This is a genomic window from Ruminococcus turbiniformis, assembly GCF_020687545.1.
GTDB classification, from domain to species: domain Bacteria; phylum Bacillota; class Clostridia; order Lachnospirales; family Lachnospiraceae; genus Mediterraneibacter; species Mediterraneibacter turbiniformis.
In genome coordinates this window covers 72,917-88,941 of the sequence record NZ_JAJEQX010000002.1, presented here as the reverse complement: position 1 = coordinate 88,941, position 16,025 = coordinate 72,917, and the positions used below count along the sequence as shown (strand labels likewise).

The following is a 16,025-nucleotide window of genomic DNA, read 5'->3' as shown; positions in this document are numbered from 1 at the left end:
CGATTCCCTATTATAACGCGTTGCCGGGCTGTTGTAAATGAAAAACTTCGCCTTTCACCTGCTCATGGAGAGGCCGGTGGACTTTCTTCCGCGTCACCTCTACAAGATTCAGCGGCGTGATGTCGATCAGATTTGTCTGAATCGGGTCCTCTGAGAGCCTGGCCCGGAACTCGTGCAGGAGAAGGTCTACATTCTCCTTCTCTTCCAGATTGATAAAATCAATGATAATAATTCCGGACAGATTCCGAAGACGGATCTGCCGTGCGGACTCCCGTGCCGCCTCCAGGTTCATCTTCAGTACGGCCGCCTCGCTTTTCCCGTGTCCGGTTCCCTTCCCGGAGTTTACGTCGATCACGGTGAGCGCCTCTGTAGGCTGGATGATCAGATAGCCGCCGTTTTTAAGCCAGACTTTTTCCCGGAGCGCTTTCTCCAGGGCAATATCCGTACTGTACATTTTCCGAAGCGGAAAAGCAGGGTTGTCATAAAGTCTTAAAAGCGATTTCTTTGACGGCAGTTCAGACTCAAAGTAGGCGCAGATATCTTCATACAGAGCAGCGCCTTCGACGATGATCTCTTCCATTCCTTCCATATATACATTTTTCAGATCCGAGATATAGGAAGGCGGCGCGGATTTCAAACAGGTGTAGCAGACGCGGGAAGGCGCGGCTGAGGAAAGCCGCTCATACTCGGAGCGCAGACTTTCGATCTCGTCCAGAACCATCTGGAACGGGATGTCTTTCGCGTTCGTGCGCACGATGATCCCGAACCGGTCATTCTGGTATCCTTTCAGCTTATCCTTATATTCATCCCTGATTTTCTTCGGGATTTTGGAGGAAACGCCGATGCGTGTGTTCCCGTGCGTGAGTACCGCGTATCTTCCGGTGAAGCTTAAATTTGCGGTGACGGTGGGAGACTTTGTCTTTACGGCCTCCTTGCTGATCTGCACAGCCAGTTCATCACCGATACAGAGCGGTTTTTTCCCGATCTTAGTTGTGAATATTGCGTGTTCTGCGTCTTTTACGTCAAAGTAGCAGTTGACGCCGGGCGCAATCTCGATAAAAGCCGCGCCGATATCCGGGACAATATTTTTTACCTTTCCGATATAAATGTCGCCGAGAAGATGCGCTCTCTTCTCTCCGGAGCCTGCGTCTGCACAGTGAATCTCCGCGATGTCGTCGTTTTCAAGAAAAAAGGTCCGGATCTGTCCGGCTGTCTGTTCGATCAGTATCTTTCGCTTCATTGAATATCCTCTCCCAGGTCTTCCAGTGTCACCAGGCTGCGTTCGCCGTCTTTTCCCATGTCCGCGTACATTTCCAGGCGGTGCCAGCGGAAATGGGAAAGGTCCGCCGGAATGTCCAGATACCGGCAGAACGCCTCCATGACAAGATCCGGTTTTACGTTTTCCGAACTTCCCGCGGCAAGCTTTAAGAACACGCCGTCAGGGCGGACTTCCCAGTCATAGATAAGGGGACGGATATCGACTTCTCTCTCACTTCTTTTTGTCTGCTTGACGATACGGATCTCCTGCTGCCCCATAAAGGCAGCGAAGCGCGAAAAGTCAGGAAGCTCCGCCGTTTCGGGACAGTCATCTCTCAGAGTGATGAGGTAATCCGCTGCTGCCAGAATCGTCATTCCGGTCATCTTTTTCTCGTCGGAAATTCTGCGGAAGCTTAACACTTCGATTCCCTCCACGCCTGCCTCGTTCATGCGGCGCACTGCGTCCGAGGAGTTCACAGGAGCGGCAAGCTCGATGTCAAAGTATTCTCCGTCGCTTGTAAGCCCGATGCCGAGCGGGCTGGCGAAAGACATGATCATATGAGGGCTGTATCCCCCGGTGAAGGCGATCGGAATATCAGCTCTCCGCATCACCTTCTGAAAATAGCGCATCACGTCCAGGTGTCCGATAAAGCGAAGGACACCGTATTTTCTGAATTTAATTCTTGCCTTCATAGCAGACACCTCCTCCAAATGACGCGGCGCCGCATCCGGAACACTGCATGCGGCAGTTTGGCGTGACTTCTGCTGCCATTGCCCTGTCCCACTCCTTTAAAAGGAAGGAACGGCTCACGCCAATATCAATAAAATCCCACGGGAAAAGCTCATCCCGCTCTCTTTCCCTCAAGTTGTAAAATGCAATGTCCACGCCGGTGTTCTCGAATGCTTTCATCCAGAGATCATAGCGGAATGTCTCCGTCCACGAGTCGAACAGGCAGCCCAGACGGTATGCCTCCTCAATCACTTTACCGACGTTCCGGTCGCCTCTTGCCATGACGCCCTCGAGAACGGTCCCGCGCTCGTCATGCCAGTTGTATTTTAAGCTCTTTCTGTTTAACTGAGCCTGAAATTCATCCCGCACAATGTGGGCGCGTCTCATGTACTCCTCGGACGGATACATGGAGGCCCACTGGAAGGGCGTGAAGGGCTTTGGAACAAAGAAGGAGGAGCTGGCCGTGATCTGGCACTTCCCGTTTCTCTGCTCTTTCGGGATCTCGTAATACCGTCTCGCCACCCGGTCGGATAAGCGGGCGATCTCCCGCATGTCCTCCTCGGTTTCCGTCGGCAGGCCGAGCATGAAGTAGAGCTTCACCTTGCTCCATCCACCCTCGAACGCCTGTCCGGCTCCGTTGATGATGTCCTCCTCAGTCAGCCCTTTGTTTATGACGTTTCTCATCCGCTGAGAGCCCGCCTCCGGGGCGAACGTCAGACTGCTTTTTCGGATATCCTGCACCTTGCTCATTACGTCCAGGGAGAAGGCGTCGATACGCAGGGACGGAAGGGAGATATTGATCCCTTTGTCCTTAAACTCATCGATCAGGAAGTTCACAAGCTCTTTTAAATCAGAGTAATCGCTGGAACTTAAGGAACTTAAGGAGATCTCCTCATGTCCTGTGTTTATGAGCATGGTCCGCGCGTACTCTTTTAACCGCTCCACATTCCGCTCTCTTGTAGGGCGGTAGATCATTCCGGCCTGGCAGAAACGGCAGCCCCGGATACACCCCCTCTGGATTTCGAGAACAACCCGGTCCTGGGTAGCCTTGATAAACGGGGCAACGGGCTTCATCGGGTAGGGGGCGTCTGTGACGTTCATTACCGCCTGTTTGCGCACCTTCTTGGGTGCATGCGGATTGTTCGGGGTAAAGGACAACAGTGTGCCGTCCTCTTTGTACTCGGCATCGTAAAACGCAGGCACATAGATCCCTTCAATCTGAGCGGCACGCTCCAGGAAACGGACTCTCGGTTCCCCGCTTCTCTTCCACTCTTTGTAGGAGTCAAAAAGCTCGTCGTAGACGGTCTCGCCTTCTCCGATATAAAAGAGATCGAAAAATTCCGCCAGCGGCTCCGGATTGTACGCGCAGGGCCCCCCTCCGATCACGAAGGGATCTTCGTCGGTCCTGTCTTTGGCATGCAGCGGAATCCCGCTTAAGTCGAGGATCTGAAGAATATTCGTATAGCACATCTCAAACTGGATCGTGATTCCCAGAAAGTCAAAGGAGCGCACCGGCTCCTGCGACTCCAGGGCAAAGAGCGGGATCTGCTTCTCTCTCATCACTTTGTCCATGTCTGTCCACGGGGAGTAGACACGCTCGCACCAGACGTCGTCACGGCGGTTGAACATGTCGTAGAGGATCTGGATCCCCAGATGGGACATGCCGATTTCGTAGGTATCGGGAAAACACATGGCGAAACGGATGTCCACTTTATTTTTATCTTTTTGTACGGAATTCACCTCTCCGCCGATATAACGGGCAGGCTTCTCGATATTTAATAATATTTCATCAGTTAATGCTAGTTTTCTCACTTAGTAAACCCCTTTTCATACGTTCCGGATATTCAGTCATATCCTGGCCGTCAAATGGAAAATATAAATCCATATCATTGTACAAAAAGGAGAATGGTATGTCAATCCAGACTGATCAGCACTTGTATAAACCGGACAGCTATACACAGAAAAGCTGCCGCACCATGCCCTTTCTGCATGATTGCGGCAGCTTCTGACTTTGATCCGCATTATCAGGACTTCCTTTTTCAGATGGCGGTCCTGGACCAATTATGCATTTGGGGCATGGGGCATCGAAACCAGTAACTCAGGACCGCCGACTAAGCTCAACTTATAATCTTTTTTTCTTAAATGCCGCACAGGCAGCGGCCGCTCCCGCAATCAGTGCGGTTATGTAGATCAGTGCTGCTGTTTCCCGGCCGTCTCCCGTATCGGGTACATTTTTCGTATTCCCGGCGGAATCTGTACTCTCCGGTTCGGTGTTAGTTCCGTTTTGACCTGTGCTGCTGCCGTTTTGTCCGGTATCGCTTTCATTGTTATCTTCCGGAGGAACAGTATTCTGTACATCAACCGTGAAGGTATATGTGTTGCCGAGTCCTCCGTCTATGGAGGTTGTAACTGTAATTTCCGCATTCTGAAGCTCTTCGACGGATATCTTTTCCCCGGGCTGCAAAATACGGTCTCCGATTTTTATCTCAGCACTTCCCCCTTCAGGCTGTACAGCCGTCTCAAAGGATGCGGATGCCGCGTCTGCGGAGAGCGTGATTGCCGGGTCTGCCGGAGAGACTTCCAGTACATCCCCGGTATTCACTCCGGATGAGTCAAAGCTTTCGACCTTCAGTGAAGTCAGTTCCGCAGAAGGAATCTCGTCTGTAAATGCCTTGATCAAAAGATTACCGACGGTTTCGTCTTGTCCCAGACCTTCCAATATCTCTTCTTCATATCTGTCTTTTATGACAATCATGTCTTCCCATTTCCCGTCTGTAAAGACATAGCTTTCCCCTTCGTTGACTACCGAAGTATAGGTTTTATTGTAAACTTCTTCTTTTGTGCCGGTTTCAAAACTGATATATGTCAGACCATCCGGGGTCATGGCCGTAATTACAACCGCGAATTTTTCTCCGGCCCTGAGCATTGCCGGCTCGTCCAGCTCTATTACATGATAGCCTGTAAAGGGGAAAAATACCTGCTGAGTGGAAAGCTTTTCTCCGTCTGCAGGAGAGGCGGCATCTGTATCCAGCCTGTAGATATCGGCGGTTACAGTCATATCTGCATACGGCGTGAATACAGAAACCGCGCTCACCTGTTCGTTTCCCTGAACGGTATATACATTCGCGCCCTGTATGGCAGAACCGTCATCATTATTAAAATTCAAAAAATATGCGGCACCAATAAAATCATACTGATAATTATAATCGTTTCCATACTCAGCCGGGATCATACTGATCTGATTGACGTCGCACAGGCTTCTGTCATAGTAGGACAGATAAAAATAGCCGTCTCCGGCCCAGTCGCCCCTAAACCCGGATCCCCAGTCTGCTCCCCAGGAGTTTTTCACGATCCATGCTCCGTCACCTTCAGGCTGAAAGCCTTCTGTAAAGTTCGTTTTGGAATAATTATCATCCCATCCTACGATGCTGACCTCGTGATTTGCCGGCTGGTACTCGTAGGTATACTGCGCTCCTGTCTCAGAATTAAAATAGTTCTCGTCATAGTTCATAATTCCATAATAGCCGGCGTCAAGAACCCCTGTCTCCATGAGCGCGCTTTTTATGATCTCTGTCGCCTCCGGGCGGTAAACATACTCCCCGTCCTCTGTCATCACAGTGGGATTGGGGAGGAAGTTTACATTCCTCAACTGATAAGAGGAATGATACCGCGCACTTTCATCGACAGAACAATCTGCGTAATAATCGTAGGCCAGCTCATCGTATGGAGCTTCCTCCTCCGGCACTGCGCCCTTCCACGCAGATAAAGTGGAGATAGACATGAACATAGTCCCGCCAAGCATAAATGGATGCATACTGGTGCTAATGCCCTCGCCTTTCTGGGTACCGGAAGTCTCTGGCTGTGTCCGGAACCATGCCAGATGACGTTCGGAAAGGTCTGTATTGATACCATATTCCTTCAGCAGATTGCCTTCCGCGGCAGACAGAAAGCCAAACGTCCAGCATGTTCCCCAGACCCCCTGGTCTTTGACCGGGGTGACAAGGCCCTGTTCCCGGAGATCGAATTTTTCCGGATAAAGCGCATTGGTACTGACCGCGGGCAGATCCGGATACTGATATAATTTCTCCTGCTCCTCACTTAAAGGCTGACGCCCGGATATGTACTGCCCGGATGTCAGAGACACAGTATCCTCTTCCCCGGTGGCCATGACAGGCAGTGTCTGAGACATGCACAGGGTTCCCATCATTAAAAAGGAAATTATCGTTCCTGCTATTTGCTTTTTCATCTCTTTTTCGCCCTTTCTCCTTTTCATTTTTCCTTATCTTTATCTTTGCTTCTGTGCCGGATTCCTGCACGGAAGTGTTATTTTTCCATTATCAGATTATAGCAAAAGGTACTGACTTTGTAAATTAATTTAAAATCTGCGTTGGTTTTAGAAAAAGAAAAACGGAGCACTGCGGTCCATGCGGACCAAAGTGCCCCGGTATTTTTCCTGTCTGGCTTCAGGTAATACAATGTTTTAATTGTCAGTGTGAAGTCTCTGGCTTCAGCGGGCCGTAGAAATAGGAAGCTGTGGCTCCGCCGTCAATCAGAAAATCCGCGCCTGTGATAAAGGCACCCTTTTCAGAAAGGAGAAGCTCCGCTGCATTTGCAACTTCATCTGCGGTTCCCGGACGTCCCGCCGGACACCTGGCGAACATGTTTTTATAGAAGTCTCCGCGGGGACCGTTAAACTCGTCGATGGCAAGCGGCGTCACGATGATTCCCGGGGAGATGGAGTTGATGCGGGCACCCCGCTCTCCCCATTTTACGGATTCTGACATAACCCGCTTTACATTGCACCGCTTTGCCATCTGATAGGCGTGCAGCGTGTCCCTTATGTTTCCCGGGCGGAGCATATCCAGCTTAAGAAGCTCCTTCGTCGGCGTACACGCGAGCAGTTCGTCCTCCTCAGGGGAAAGCGCCGGCATGCGGTGACCGGACTGGCTGGAGACGGTCACTCCGGCGCCGCCTGATTTTATCACTTTTCCGACCTCTTCGAGAAGTACGGCCGTTCCGTACAGATCCACTTTTAAGATCGCCTCGACAGGGGCCTGACTCGGAGAGACGCCCGCCGCATTTACAAGCATGGAGATCTCTCCGTGTTCCTGCGCTTTTGCGATCAGATTCCGGATAGATTCTCTGGAGGAGAGATCCATCTCAAACGCATCGGCGTCATACCCTGCGTCGTTCATAATTTTGGCGATGGCCTGTGCGTTTTCCGGCTTTTTATCACCGATTACAATCTTCATGCCGGACCCCATACGGCGGGCGATGGCCATCCCGATCTGTCCCGCTCCGGTTAATATCATTACGTCTTTTTTCATGATCTTTGACCTCTTTTCTGATATACTCTGCTGCTTGGATACGGAAGCCAGCCTTTTCAGTTATTTATTTTAGCAAAGATATAAAGAGGGTCAATTTTTGTTTTGGACGGAAACGATAAGTAAAACTTATCCGGACTTTGGTTCGTCGCCAGTACAAAAAAGGGCTCCCTCAGATAAGGAGCCCCCGGAGAATCTCTGCAAATTCTTCGATATAATAGTTTGTCTGTTTTTTTACCCAGAACACACAGTAATTTTTCATAAGCTGCTGCCCGTTTTGAACAATCGGGATTCTTCTGACCGTCTCTCCCGGGTATGGCAGCGTCCCCACGCTCTCAACCGGGAGAAAGCCCCGGTTTCCGGCCACCATCAGCCGTCCTTCCTCCAGACTCTCCGCAAAGAGAAACTTTCCTCCGAATCCCAGTGTATTCTGATAGTACTCCTGCTCTTTTCTCTGCTGTTCCTTAGAAGAAATGAAAATACAGGGTGTCCGTTTCAGGCTGTCCAGCTCCACGGATTCCTCTCCGCTTAACGGATTTCTCACGGAAAGCTCCGCACTGCAACCGCACGGAAGAAGCTGGAAATTCGCATACGAGCTGGAAAATGCTCTCCTCTGATCGCTCAGGATCAGATCCACGCCGCCAAACCGGAGCAGATCATAAAGTTCTTCATGTGTCCCGCTGACGATACTGATCGACACTTCCGGATAACGCTGTGAAAATGTCCCCACCGCCTGGCGGAGTTCCTGTCCGCTGTAGCTTAGCAGATATCCGATACGGAGTCCTGATTCGTTATCCTGTCCGATACGGACTGTTTCCCTGCAGACTGCTTCTGCCTCGTCGAGTATGCCCCGGCACTGGCTGTAGAAATACTCTCCCGCAGGGGTGAGGGTGAACTTCCGGTTTTCGCGGTGGATCAGTTCCACGCCGAGTTCCTTTTCAAGAGCACGGATCTGCTGGGAGATCGCGGACTGGGAAATATAGCACTGTTCTGCCGCTTCTGTAAAGCTTTTGCAGTCCGCAACAGCGGCGAAATATTTCATCTGCCGAAACAGCAAAGAATCACCTGGCCTTTCATTTTTCTCTGCGGACAGCGCGCCGGGCGGACATGGATGTCCATGCCTGCATGTTTGTCCGGCTTCTGCCGCGAGAGGTAATGTGTGCCAGTTACACTGTAACAAATTTTCTTTTATAATAGAGGAATTTTGGAGTAAAGTAAATTGCAATTGCAGCATCAGCACTGCGTATTCACATGAAAAACATACCGGTCCAGACGGTCAAACGCCTCCTGAATGCGGGAAAACGGGGATGCCAGATTCATGCGGATGTGGCACGGACCCTGAAACGCTCTTCCGTCCTGCCATGACACACCGACGTCCCAGCCGGCCTTGATTACCGCGTCCAGCGTATTCCCGGTGCGGCGGCAGTATCCGGTCAGATCAAGGAAAATCATATACGTGCCTTCCGGCATGGAGACGTCCACTCCTTCATACAAGCAGATTAATCCGTTTTAACGTTTTTTTGTCCTGTGTCTGCCAGTACAGATAATCTTCCCAGGCCTCATCAAACCATATTTTTTTCATTCATCTTCTTCCTCGATAAGGTCATGCTCGATTCCCTTGTTTGCATTGAGCGTTTCCACTCCTCGTTTTAAATTAGCCATGTTGCTTTCAGAATAGAATGGATCTGCGGAAACTTCAAACGGGATACGTTTTTCTCTTCCGACTTTTTTAGCAAAAATCGTAAATGCAGCAGTCATTGACAGTCCCATTTCTGCACATGCTTTTTCCATACTTTTTTTACATCTTCATCCAGACGGAAATTTACATTCACTGTATGAGACATTTGCAACACTCCTTTCTTAATCTATCTATATCATAGACAAATATAAAGAAAATTGAAAGCAGTTTTCATTACGTTTTGTGACGAATCGCAACAGTTCGGTCCGTAGCTGAACTGTTACTCCATCCTCAGCCTCTCCACAATACTCTGTCTCTCCAGATTCCGGAAACAGAACCACGGCACAATCACTGCGAACACGATCAGGACCGGCGCGCACACGGCAAGCGGCAGCAGGGTAAAGTGATACGTGCTGTAGCCGCCCTCCACCATCGCGCGGATGACTGTGCTGATGGCGATGGAACTGAGTACCAGCGATACAATAATCGTGATGAGCGCGTAGAACAGTCCCTCGGATATGAGCATCTGCCTGAGCTGGCGCTTCGTCATGCCGACACTCTGGATCATGGCAAATTCCCGCTTCCTTGATACGATGGCCGTTGCCATGGAATTGATGAAATTCAGAATACCGATCAGGGCGATGATCAGGCTGATGGCATTTCCCATGACTGCGGATGAGCGGGTCTCCTCCTCGTACTGCTCTGCCATGGTCTGGCGGGAAGTGACAGGAAGGCTGCTGTCCACACTTTCCGTGTAGTCATCGATCATTGCCTGAAGCTCAGGGACGGCGCCGTCTTCCGCATTTAGGAAGAACTGGCGCAGGGTATTGTCCGGCCACTGCTCCCGGAAGGTATCGGACGGGATGATAAAGTGGAGTTCCTGGGAACTTTCCGTGCCGATTTCGGATGCGCCGCCGTCTACGGATGAAAGCGGATATACGACGGCCATGACCGTGTACGTTTTTCCTTCCAGGGTGACTGTGCTCCCGACAGAGGGCGCGGGAAGAACCGGATCGGTGAGGTACTCCGGTTCCGTCGCGGGACCGACTGCGAGGATATATTCTCCGGTGGCAAAGGCTTCCGGATCATACTCTCCTGACTGAATGTACGTTTCCGACGTGATCGTATCAAGCGGGATGCCGTCCAGTCCGAAGATCACAGCAGAGATCTCCCCGGTCTGGATATTCTTCTCCATGGACGCGGCCTGTGCCTCATTGTAGGACGCCCAGTCTGCCAGACGCTCCTCTGTATAATACTGGCGGAAGTTGTCCTGTGTCGTTTCGTCCATCTGCCAGAGGAACTGGTGGGAATACTGGTGTCCGGTCTCTGTCACGCCTTCCGCGCCGGAGAGTTCTTCGATCAGATCATCGTTTAACGTCGTTCCCTGCGGATCGTAGCCGTTTGTCCGGTCTTCGTGGGTCGCGTCCGAGAGCTGGAAGTCAGCGATTGTCAGCCACTCCAGGTATTTGTCCATGTCAAAGGCCGCGTTCTTTGCATAGAAAGAGCAAAGAAGGACAAGCCCGAGAGAGAGGGAGCAGATCACCGTCACTGTACGCTTTTTGTTCCGCCCCAGATTGGCCCACGCCATGGATGTGACGGAAGCCGAGCCCTGGCTGCGCTTTCTCTTCTTCTTTCCTCCGGTGGATGCGTCGCTTGCGCGAAGCGCCTCGATGGGTGACACTTTTCCGGCCATTCTTGCGGGACGGAGGCATGAGATCAGCACGGTCAGCCACGTGAAGAGTGCGGAACCGATAAAGATCACCGGGTTCGCAGAGACAATATGCTCTCCTTCCATCATTCCGAGAAGAACGGGGACAAGCACAACGCCTAAGAGCCATCCGAGGATGAGCCCTGCGGGGATGCCGAGGAGACAGAGACGGTTTGCCTGTCCGTAGATCAGTTTCCGGATCTGCCGGTTGGTCATGCCGAGTGTCTTCAGCCTTCCGTAGAACTGAACGTCCGCTGTCACGCCGATCTGGAAGATGTTGTAAATGATGAGATACCCTGCCAGGAAGACAAGGATCATTCCGAGATACATGGGAAGACTCTGCTCAAAGGCCGCTGTGTTTGTCTCCGGGAGCCACGCGAGGTTTACGCCGTACTCCAGATTTTCAAGTCCCTTATCTTCCAGCACCCGGTTCATTGTGCTTTCGATATCCCGGTCGCTGTTCAGGGTCACCTGGGCCATATGGGTACCCAAAACCTGACCGTCTTTTGGCGCGGCAAGTCCGTCTGTCATCTCGCCGGCATAATCAGGGCTCACCCAGGCCATGGCCGCATAGCTCGACTCGTTTCCTGTCCAGTAGCCGCACAGGGTGAAGGTGGACGTGGTCATCTCGTCGCTGTTTAAGTCTTTTCTCCACGACAGTTCCACACGTTCACCGAGTTTATGAGGAATGCCGAGACGGTCCAGAACTCTTGTGTCAAGGGCGATCTCGTCCGCGGACTCCGGCATTCTTCCCTCCTCGGGAAATGCGAAGGAATGGGACGCATAGCTGTCGCTTCCCCAGCGGATCTCTGTCTGCATTCCGCTCAGAGCCGTATTCTCGGCGAGGCCAAGCACGGTACTCTCTCCCACTTCCTGTACGTCCGGATGGGAGCGGATACTCTCGGCCTCCTCCTCTGTGATCGACTTGAAGGAGACGTGGGCGTCGTATCCGCTCTGACGGAACATCATTTCCACCATGTTCCGGTTCATGCTCTGGGCCAGTGTAAAAAGCGTGGTAAACATAATCGTCGTCATCAGGATGGCGAGTACGGCCACGATGTTCCTTCCCCGGTTTTTGCGGAAGGTGCGTCTGTTTAATGTCTTTACCGGCTGAAACTCTTTTTTCACGGGTGCCACCTCCTTACTGCTCTGCGATGCGGCCGTCTTCAATCCGTATGATACGGTCCGCCATCTCTGCAATTTCAGGATTGTGGGTGATCATGACGATGGTCTGACGGAACTCTCTTCCGGTCATTTTGAGAAGCCCGATCACATCGCCGCTTGTATGGGAGTCCAGGTTTCCGGTAGGCTCGTCGGCCAGGATAATGGACGGTTTGCTTGCGAGAGCCCGGGCGATCGCCACTCTCTGCTGCTGTCCTCCCGAGAGCTGGCCGGGAAGGCTGTCCAGTTTTTTCTCAAGTCCCAGGAGTCTGACGATCTCCCGGATAAACTTTTTGTCCGGCTTTTTCCCGTCCAGAGAGATGGGGAAGATAATATTCTCCCACACGCTCAATACGGGAACAAGGTTATAGTTCTGAAAGATGAAGCCGATCTGCCTGCGCCGGAATACGGTCGCCTCCTCGCTGGAGAGCTTCGCAAGCTCGGTGTCGCCGATGCGGATGCTCCCCTCGCTGGGGGTGTCCAGTCCGCCCAGCATATTTAAAAGGGTGGATTTCCCCGAGCCGGACGTGCCGATGATGGCGGTGAATTTTCCGCGCTCGATCTCCAGATCCACGCCGTCCAGTGCTTTGACAAGCGCCTCGCCTTTGCCGTAATATTTTTTCAGGCCAGTGGCCTTTAAGATTGCATCCATGTCTTCTCCTCCTTGTACTGCGTTAAGGAATTCTGTTTTCCTCAGAAGTTCCGTATATTCATCGTACCAGAGGAGAGTCAAAATAAAGGTACTTGCATGGTACACTTTTGTAACTTTTATCTTTACTTTGTATTAGGCAGCTCTTATATTGAGCTATTCTTTATACCGGATGCGGTCCACCACGCTCTGCCGCTCCGTGACGGAAAGGCAGATCTGAGGCATGAAAGCTCCGATCAGAAGGATGATCCCCGCGATGATCCAGAGCGGTGCGGCAGAATACCGGTAAGTCACTGCCCAGTCATTGTTGCTTAAATAGGCAAGATCGCTGTTGTAGAAGGCGTTCATCCCGTACTTCAGACCCACGGCCGCAAGGGGCAGAATCCCGAGAATGCAGACACCGGCGTAGATCAGGCCCTCGTAGAGAACAAGCCGTCTGAGCTGGTTTTTCTGCATGCCGAGACTCTGGTAGAGCGCAAACTCCCGGTATCTTGCGAACACTCTTGAAACGGTCACGTTTAAGAAGTTCAGGATTCCTGCCGCCAGAAGCAGGATTCCGGTGAGCGTCCCCACTGCCACAACGGCCCGGACTTCTCTCCAGAAATTGTCCATTGTCTCGGATCTCCGGCTGACTGTGATTCCGTCCGCGCTGTTTTCCGAGAGGAAGGACTCAAACTCTGCTTCCCCGCCCGGAACCGTATTTACCATGATCTGACGGATATTCGTCTCCGGATACAGTTCTTTAAGCGCAGCCGGCGGCATCACATAATTCAGACAGAAGGCGGATTCCCTGCTGTTTCGCCCGCTTGGGACAATGCCCCACTCCTGCACGGTGGCCATGACGGTGAAGGTCTTTCCTCCGATGACAACCGTGCTTCCTGCGGGAGCGGCCGAGACGCCTTCCGCGGAGCTGGCGCCTACGGCGAGCACATAGTCGCCGGATGCGAACCTTTCCGCATCGAAGCTGCCGCTTAAAAGTTCATAGTACAGGGCGCAGTCAAGTGCCAGACCGTCCGCTCCGATCAGGACGCTGCGGTATGTGCCGGTTTCTTCCAGTTTTTCCAGTCCCTGTATCCACTCCGGATCCCCTTCCATGGATTCTTTACGGGTCATGCCGCCGGCGCCGTCGAACGGCGCGTCGTAGAAATCCACGACAAGGTTTCTCAGACTGTCATCAGCCTGAAGATCCACCTCATGGGTTAAAAATTCTCCGTATTCTTCCACACAGTTCAGGGCGCGGATCTCTTCGCCGAGAGCGGACGGGATATTGCCAGCCTGCTCGTTATAGCGCTGGTAGTCCGAAGCACAGGAAGAGTCGATAAGAGAATAGTCGCTTAAGAAGCTTTCCGCCGCATAGTAATCTCCGTCATAGCTGATATAGCGGATGTACATGGCTCCTAAAAGGAGGGAGGAAAGGAGCAGGGAAAGTGCGGCCGCGAAAAGGGAGCCTCTGCGCACTCTTAAAGAGCGCAATGCCAGGCGGAAGACAGTGACTTTTCCGCGGTTTCCGGCTCTCCCGGAGAAGGCCGTCTTCCGCTCCAGAATCTGCCGGATCTGCGCAGGTGACTTTCCTCTCAGGCGGCCAAGCGCTGCCCGTCCTGCGGCCCATGCCGTCAGAAGAGAAAAGAGGGCGGCCAGCATGAGAGGCAGCACGGAGAGGGTCCGGACGCTGATCCGCACGCCTGTCATCGCCTCAAGGAAATCAGGTCCGTTCAAAATAAAGATCAGAAACCCGGCCAGAATCCCGAAGGGAACGACAATCACCGCCGGGATGAGCACCAGCGCGGAAGAGAACACCCCGGTCTGCGCCGGCGTCATGCCGAGCGACTTTACGGACGCCAGCAGGGAGAGTCTCTCTCTCAGTGCGATCAGGAGCAGATTGTAAATGAGAAGAAAACCGCAGAGGATGACAAAGACAACCGCCACAAGGTACTCATACGTCTCCTGTTCGGCCGCCGCGATGCGGGCCGGATTCCAGGCCAGGTTTGTAGACCAGGAGATTCCTTCGATCCCTAAGTCCGAGAGAATCTTCTCTGCCTGGTCTTCCAGATCACCGGGCTGATACAGCTTTACGCCGAGAGTGATTTTTTCACTTCCCCCGTAGATCTCTTTCAGATTGGAAAATGCATCTTCCGAGATCCATGCGCAGGACTCGGTGTGGGCGCTCTCGGTATCCCAGAAGCCGCAGAGGGTGAACGCCGAGCGGACAGACTCCCCTCCGGAAAACGGAGTCCATGCAAGATACACAGTCTCTCCCGTCCTGTGGGGAAGGCCCAGAGAGTCTAAAGTCAATGTGTCCAGGGCAATCTCCCCTTCCGCCCGGGGCATCCGTCCCTCTGTCGGAACGGCGCTCTGGGTCTGTGCATAGTCCGCGTCAGCTTTTGCAAGATAGATCTGCCGGTATTCGAGAACCGCATCGCTTAACGTGCCGAGAGAGTCCATCCGTGCACTCTCCTCTACGCTTTCGTGGACGGAGATGCGGTCGGCCTGATCTTCAGAGAGACCGCTGAAGATAATATGGCTCGCAGAGCCGTACTCCACCTGGTCGTCCAGCAGATAGGCGGCGCGGATTCCGTCTGTCATGCAGAAGGACACGGTATACAGAAGGGCGGTCAGAAAAACCGAAGCGCCGAGAAAGAATGTGTGGATCTTTGCGCTTTTGAGACATTTTACGGCAAGCCGGATGCAGGCGGCCCGGTTGTTGTTCTTAAGGATTCCCATTACAGCGCCTCCCCTGAGACGATTTTTCCGTCCTCCATTCGAAGAACCCGGTCCGCCATCTGGGCGATCTCCAGGTTGTGGGTGATCATGACGATGGTCTGGTGGTACCGCTCGTTCATAAGCCTTAAAAGGGCAAGCACATTCTGGCTGCTTTTCGTGTCCAGATTTCCGGTGGGCTCGTCGGCAAGGACAAGGGAGGGGCGTCCGATCAGCGCTCTTGCGATGGCAGCCTTCTGCTGTCCTCCTCCGGACAGCTCTCCCGGGCAGGCGTCAAGCCGGTCTTTTAAGCCAAGGGTTTCAGTGATCTCGTCAAAAAATCCCGGATCCGGTTTCAGGTTTCCCATATCCTGAGAAAAGAGGATATTCTCCCTGACGGTAAGCATGGGGATCAGGTTGAAGTTCTGGTAGATGAAGCCGACTTTATTCCGGCGGTATACGGCCAGCTCCGGTTCACGAAGCGTGTCAATCCGAGTTCCGTCCACAAAGATCTTCCCCTCCGTGGGGCGGTCCTGGCCTCCGAGAAGATTTAAGAACGTCGTCTTTCCGCTCCCTGATGTACCGATAATCATGGTGAACTTTCCCCTTTCGATTTTCAGGCTGACTCCGTCAAGCGCCTTTACAAGATTCGGGCCTTTCCCGTAATATTTTTTTATGCCTTCCACCGATGCGGTGATCTGATCTGCTGTATATTCTGTCATTTTATCTCTTCTCCCTTCCTCTTATTCGCATTCTGTGTGCCGGACAGGCCGCGTAATTCAGCGCCCGTTCAGACCGGCCCTTTCGCAAAGACGCATCAG

Annotated in this window: 12 protein-coding genes and 1 pseudogene; all 13 read right to left on the bottom strand. The window is 52.5% G+C overall.

Annotation, left to right across the window (positions count from 1 at the left end):
* Nucleotides 1–10 precede the first annotated feature (10 nt).
* The gene (locus LKD70_RS01630) at nt 11–1,240 is read right to left on the bottom strand and encodes a ribonuclease E/G (protein WP_227706310.1); all 1,230 of its coding nucleotides are present in this window, start codon (nt 1,238–1,240) and stop codon (nt 11–13) included.
* Nucleotides 1,237–1,950, bottom strand: a complete 714-nt coding sequence (locus tag LKD70_RS01625; protein WP_227706309.1) for a TIGR03936 family radical SAM-associated protein — start codon at nt 1,948–1,950, stop codon at nt 1,237–1,239. The genes LKD70_RS01630 and LKD70_RS01625 overlap by 4 nt, the downstream gene beginning before the upstream one ends.
* Nucleotides 1,934–3,799, bottom strand: a complete 1,866-nt coding sequence (locus LKD70_RS01620) for a TIGR03960 family B12-binding radical SAM protein (protein WP_227706308.1) — start codon at nt 3,797–3,799, stop codon at nt 1,934–1,936. The genes LKD70_RS01625 and LKD70_RS01620 overlap by 17 nt, the downstream gene beginning before the upstream one ends.
* Nucleotides 3,800–4,109: 310 nt before the next feature.
* Entirely contained in the window at nt 4,110–6,233 is a 2,124-nt protein-coding gene (locus LKD70_RS01615) for a C1 family peptidase (RefSeq protein WP_227706307.1), read from the bottom strand.
* 241 nt (nt 6,234–6,474) lie between these two features.
* Nucleotides 6,475–7,314: an SDR family oxidoreductase gene (locus LKD70_RS01610; protein ID WP_227706306.1), complete on the bottom strand. Its 840-nt coding sequence runs from the start codon at nt 7,312–7,314 to the stop codon at nt 6,475–6,477.
* A gap of 169 nt (nt 7,315–7,483) precedes the next feature.
* A complete protein-coding gene (locus LKD70_RS01605; protein ID WP_227706305.1) occupies nt 7,484–8,368 on the bottom strand; it encodes a LysR family transcriptional regulator in 885 nt (294 codons plus the stop codon).
* Nucleotides 8,369–8,544: 176 nt separating this feature from the next.
* Nucleotides 8,545–8,781, bottom strand: coding sequence for a hypothetical protein (locus LKD70_RS01600; protein ID WP_227706304.1), 237 nt, complete (start codon nt 8,779–8,781; stop codon nt 8,545–8,547).
* A 19-nt stretch (nt 8,782–8,800) separates the two neighbouring features.
* A pseudogene (locus LKD70_RS01595) lies at nt 8,801–8,893 on the bottom strand (type II toxin-antitoxin system YoeB family toxin); the annotation flags it as partial.
* Entirely contained in the window at nt 8,890–9,102 is a 213-nt protein-coding gene (locus tag LKD70_RS01590) for a type II toxin-antitoxin system RelB/DinJ family antitoxin (protein WP_407690877.1), read from the bottom strand. The gene LKD70_RS01590 and the pseudogene LKD70_RS01595, both read right to left, overlap by 4 nt.
* A 167-nt stretch (nt 9,103–9,269) precedes the next feature.
* Nucleotides 9,270–11,825, bottom strand: coding sequence for an ABC transporter permease (locus LKD70_RS01585; RefSeq protein WP_227706303.1), 2,556 nt, complete (start codon nt 11,823–11,825; stop codon nt 9,270–9,272).
* Between the two features lie 13 nt (nt 11,826–11,838).
* Nucleotides 11,839–12,510, bottom strand: coding sequence for an ABC transporter ATP-binding protein (locus tag LKD70_RS01580; RefSeq protein WP_227706302.1), 672 nt, complete (start codon nt 12,508–12,510; stop codon nt 11,839–11,841).
* Nucleotides 12,511–12,663: 153 nt separating this feature from the next.
* Nucleotides 12,664–15,228, bottom strand: coding sequence for an ABC transporter permease (locus LKD70_RS01575; protein WP_227706301.1), 2,565 nt, complete (start codon nt 15,226–15,228; stop codon nt 12,664–12,666).
* The gene (locus LKD70_RS01570; protein WP_227706300.1) at nt 15,228–15,926 is read right to left on the bottom strand and encodes an ABC transporter ATP-binding protein; all 699 of its coding nucleotides are present in this window, start codon (nt 15,924–15,926) and stop codon (nt 15,228–15,230) included. Before LKD70_RS01570 ends, LKD70_RS01575 begins: the two co-directional genes overlap by 1 nt.
* Between the last annotated feature and the right edge of the window lie 99 nt (nt 15,927–16,025).

Coding starts and splice junctions, on each gene's coding strand:
- LKD70_RS01630 (WP_227706310.1), bottom strand. CDS start 1,240: ATGAAGCGAAAGATACTGATCGAACAGACAGCCGGACAGATCCGGACC.
- LKD70_RS01625 (WP_227706309.1), bottom strand. CDS start 1,950: ATGAAGGCAAGAATTAAATTCAGAAAATACGGTGTCCTTCGCTTTATC.
- LKD70_RS01615 (WP_227706307.1), bottom strand. CDS start 6,233: ATGAAAAAGCAAATAGCAGGAACGATAATTTCCTTTTTAATGATGGGA.
- LKD70_RS01610 (WP_227706306.1), bottom strand. CDS start 7,314: ATGAAAAAAGACGTAATGATATTAACCGGAGCGGGACAGATCGGGATG.
- LKD70_RS01600 (WP_227706304.1), bottom strand. CDS start 8,781: ATGCCGGAAGGCACGTATATGATTTTCCTTGATCTGACCGGATACTGC.
- LKD70_RS01590 (WP_407690877.1), bottom strand. CDS start 9,102: ATGGAAAAAGCATGTGCAGAAATGGGACTGTCAATGACTGCTGCATTT.
- LKD70_RS01580 (WP_227706302.1), bottom strand. CDS start 12,510: ATGGATGCAATCTTAAAGGCCACTGGCCTGAAAAAATATTACGGCAAA.
- LKD70_RS01575 (WP_227706301.1), bottom strand. CDS start 15,228: ATGGGAATCCTTAAGAACAACAACCGGGCCGCCTGCATCCGGCTTGCC.
- LKD70_RS01570 (WP_227706300.1), bottom strand. CDS start 15,926: ATGACAGAATATACAGCAGATCAGATCACCGCATCGGTGGAAGGCATA.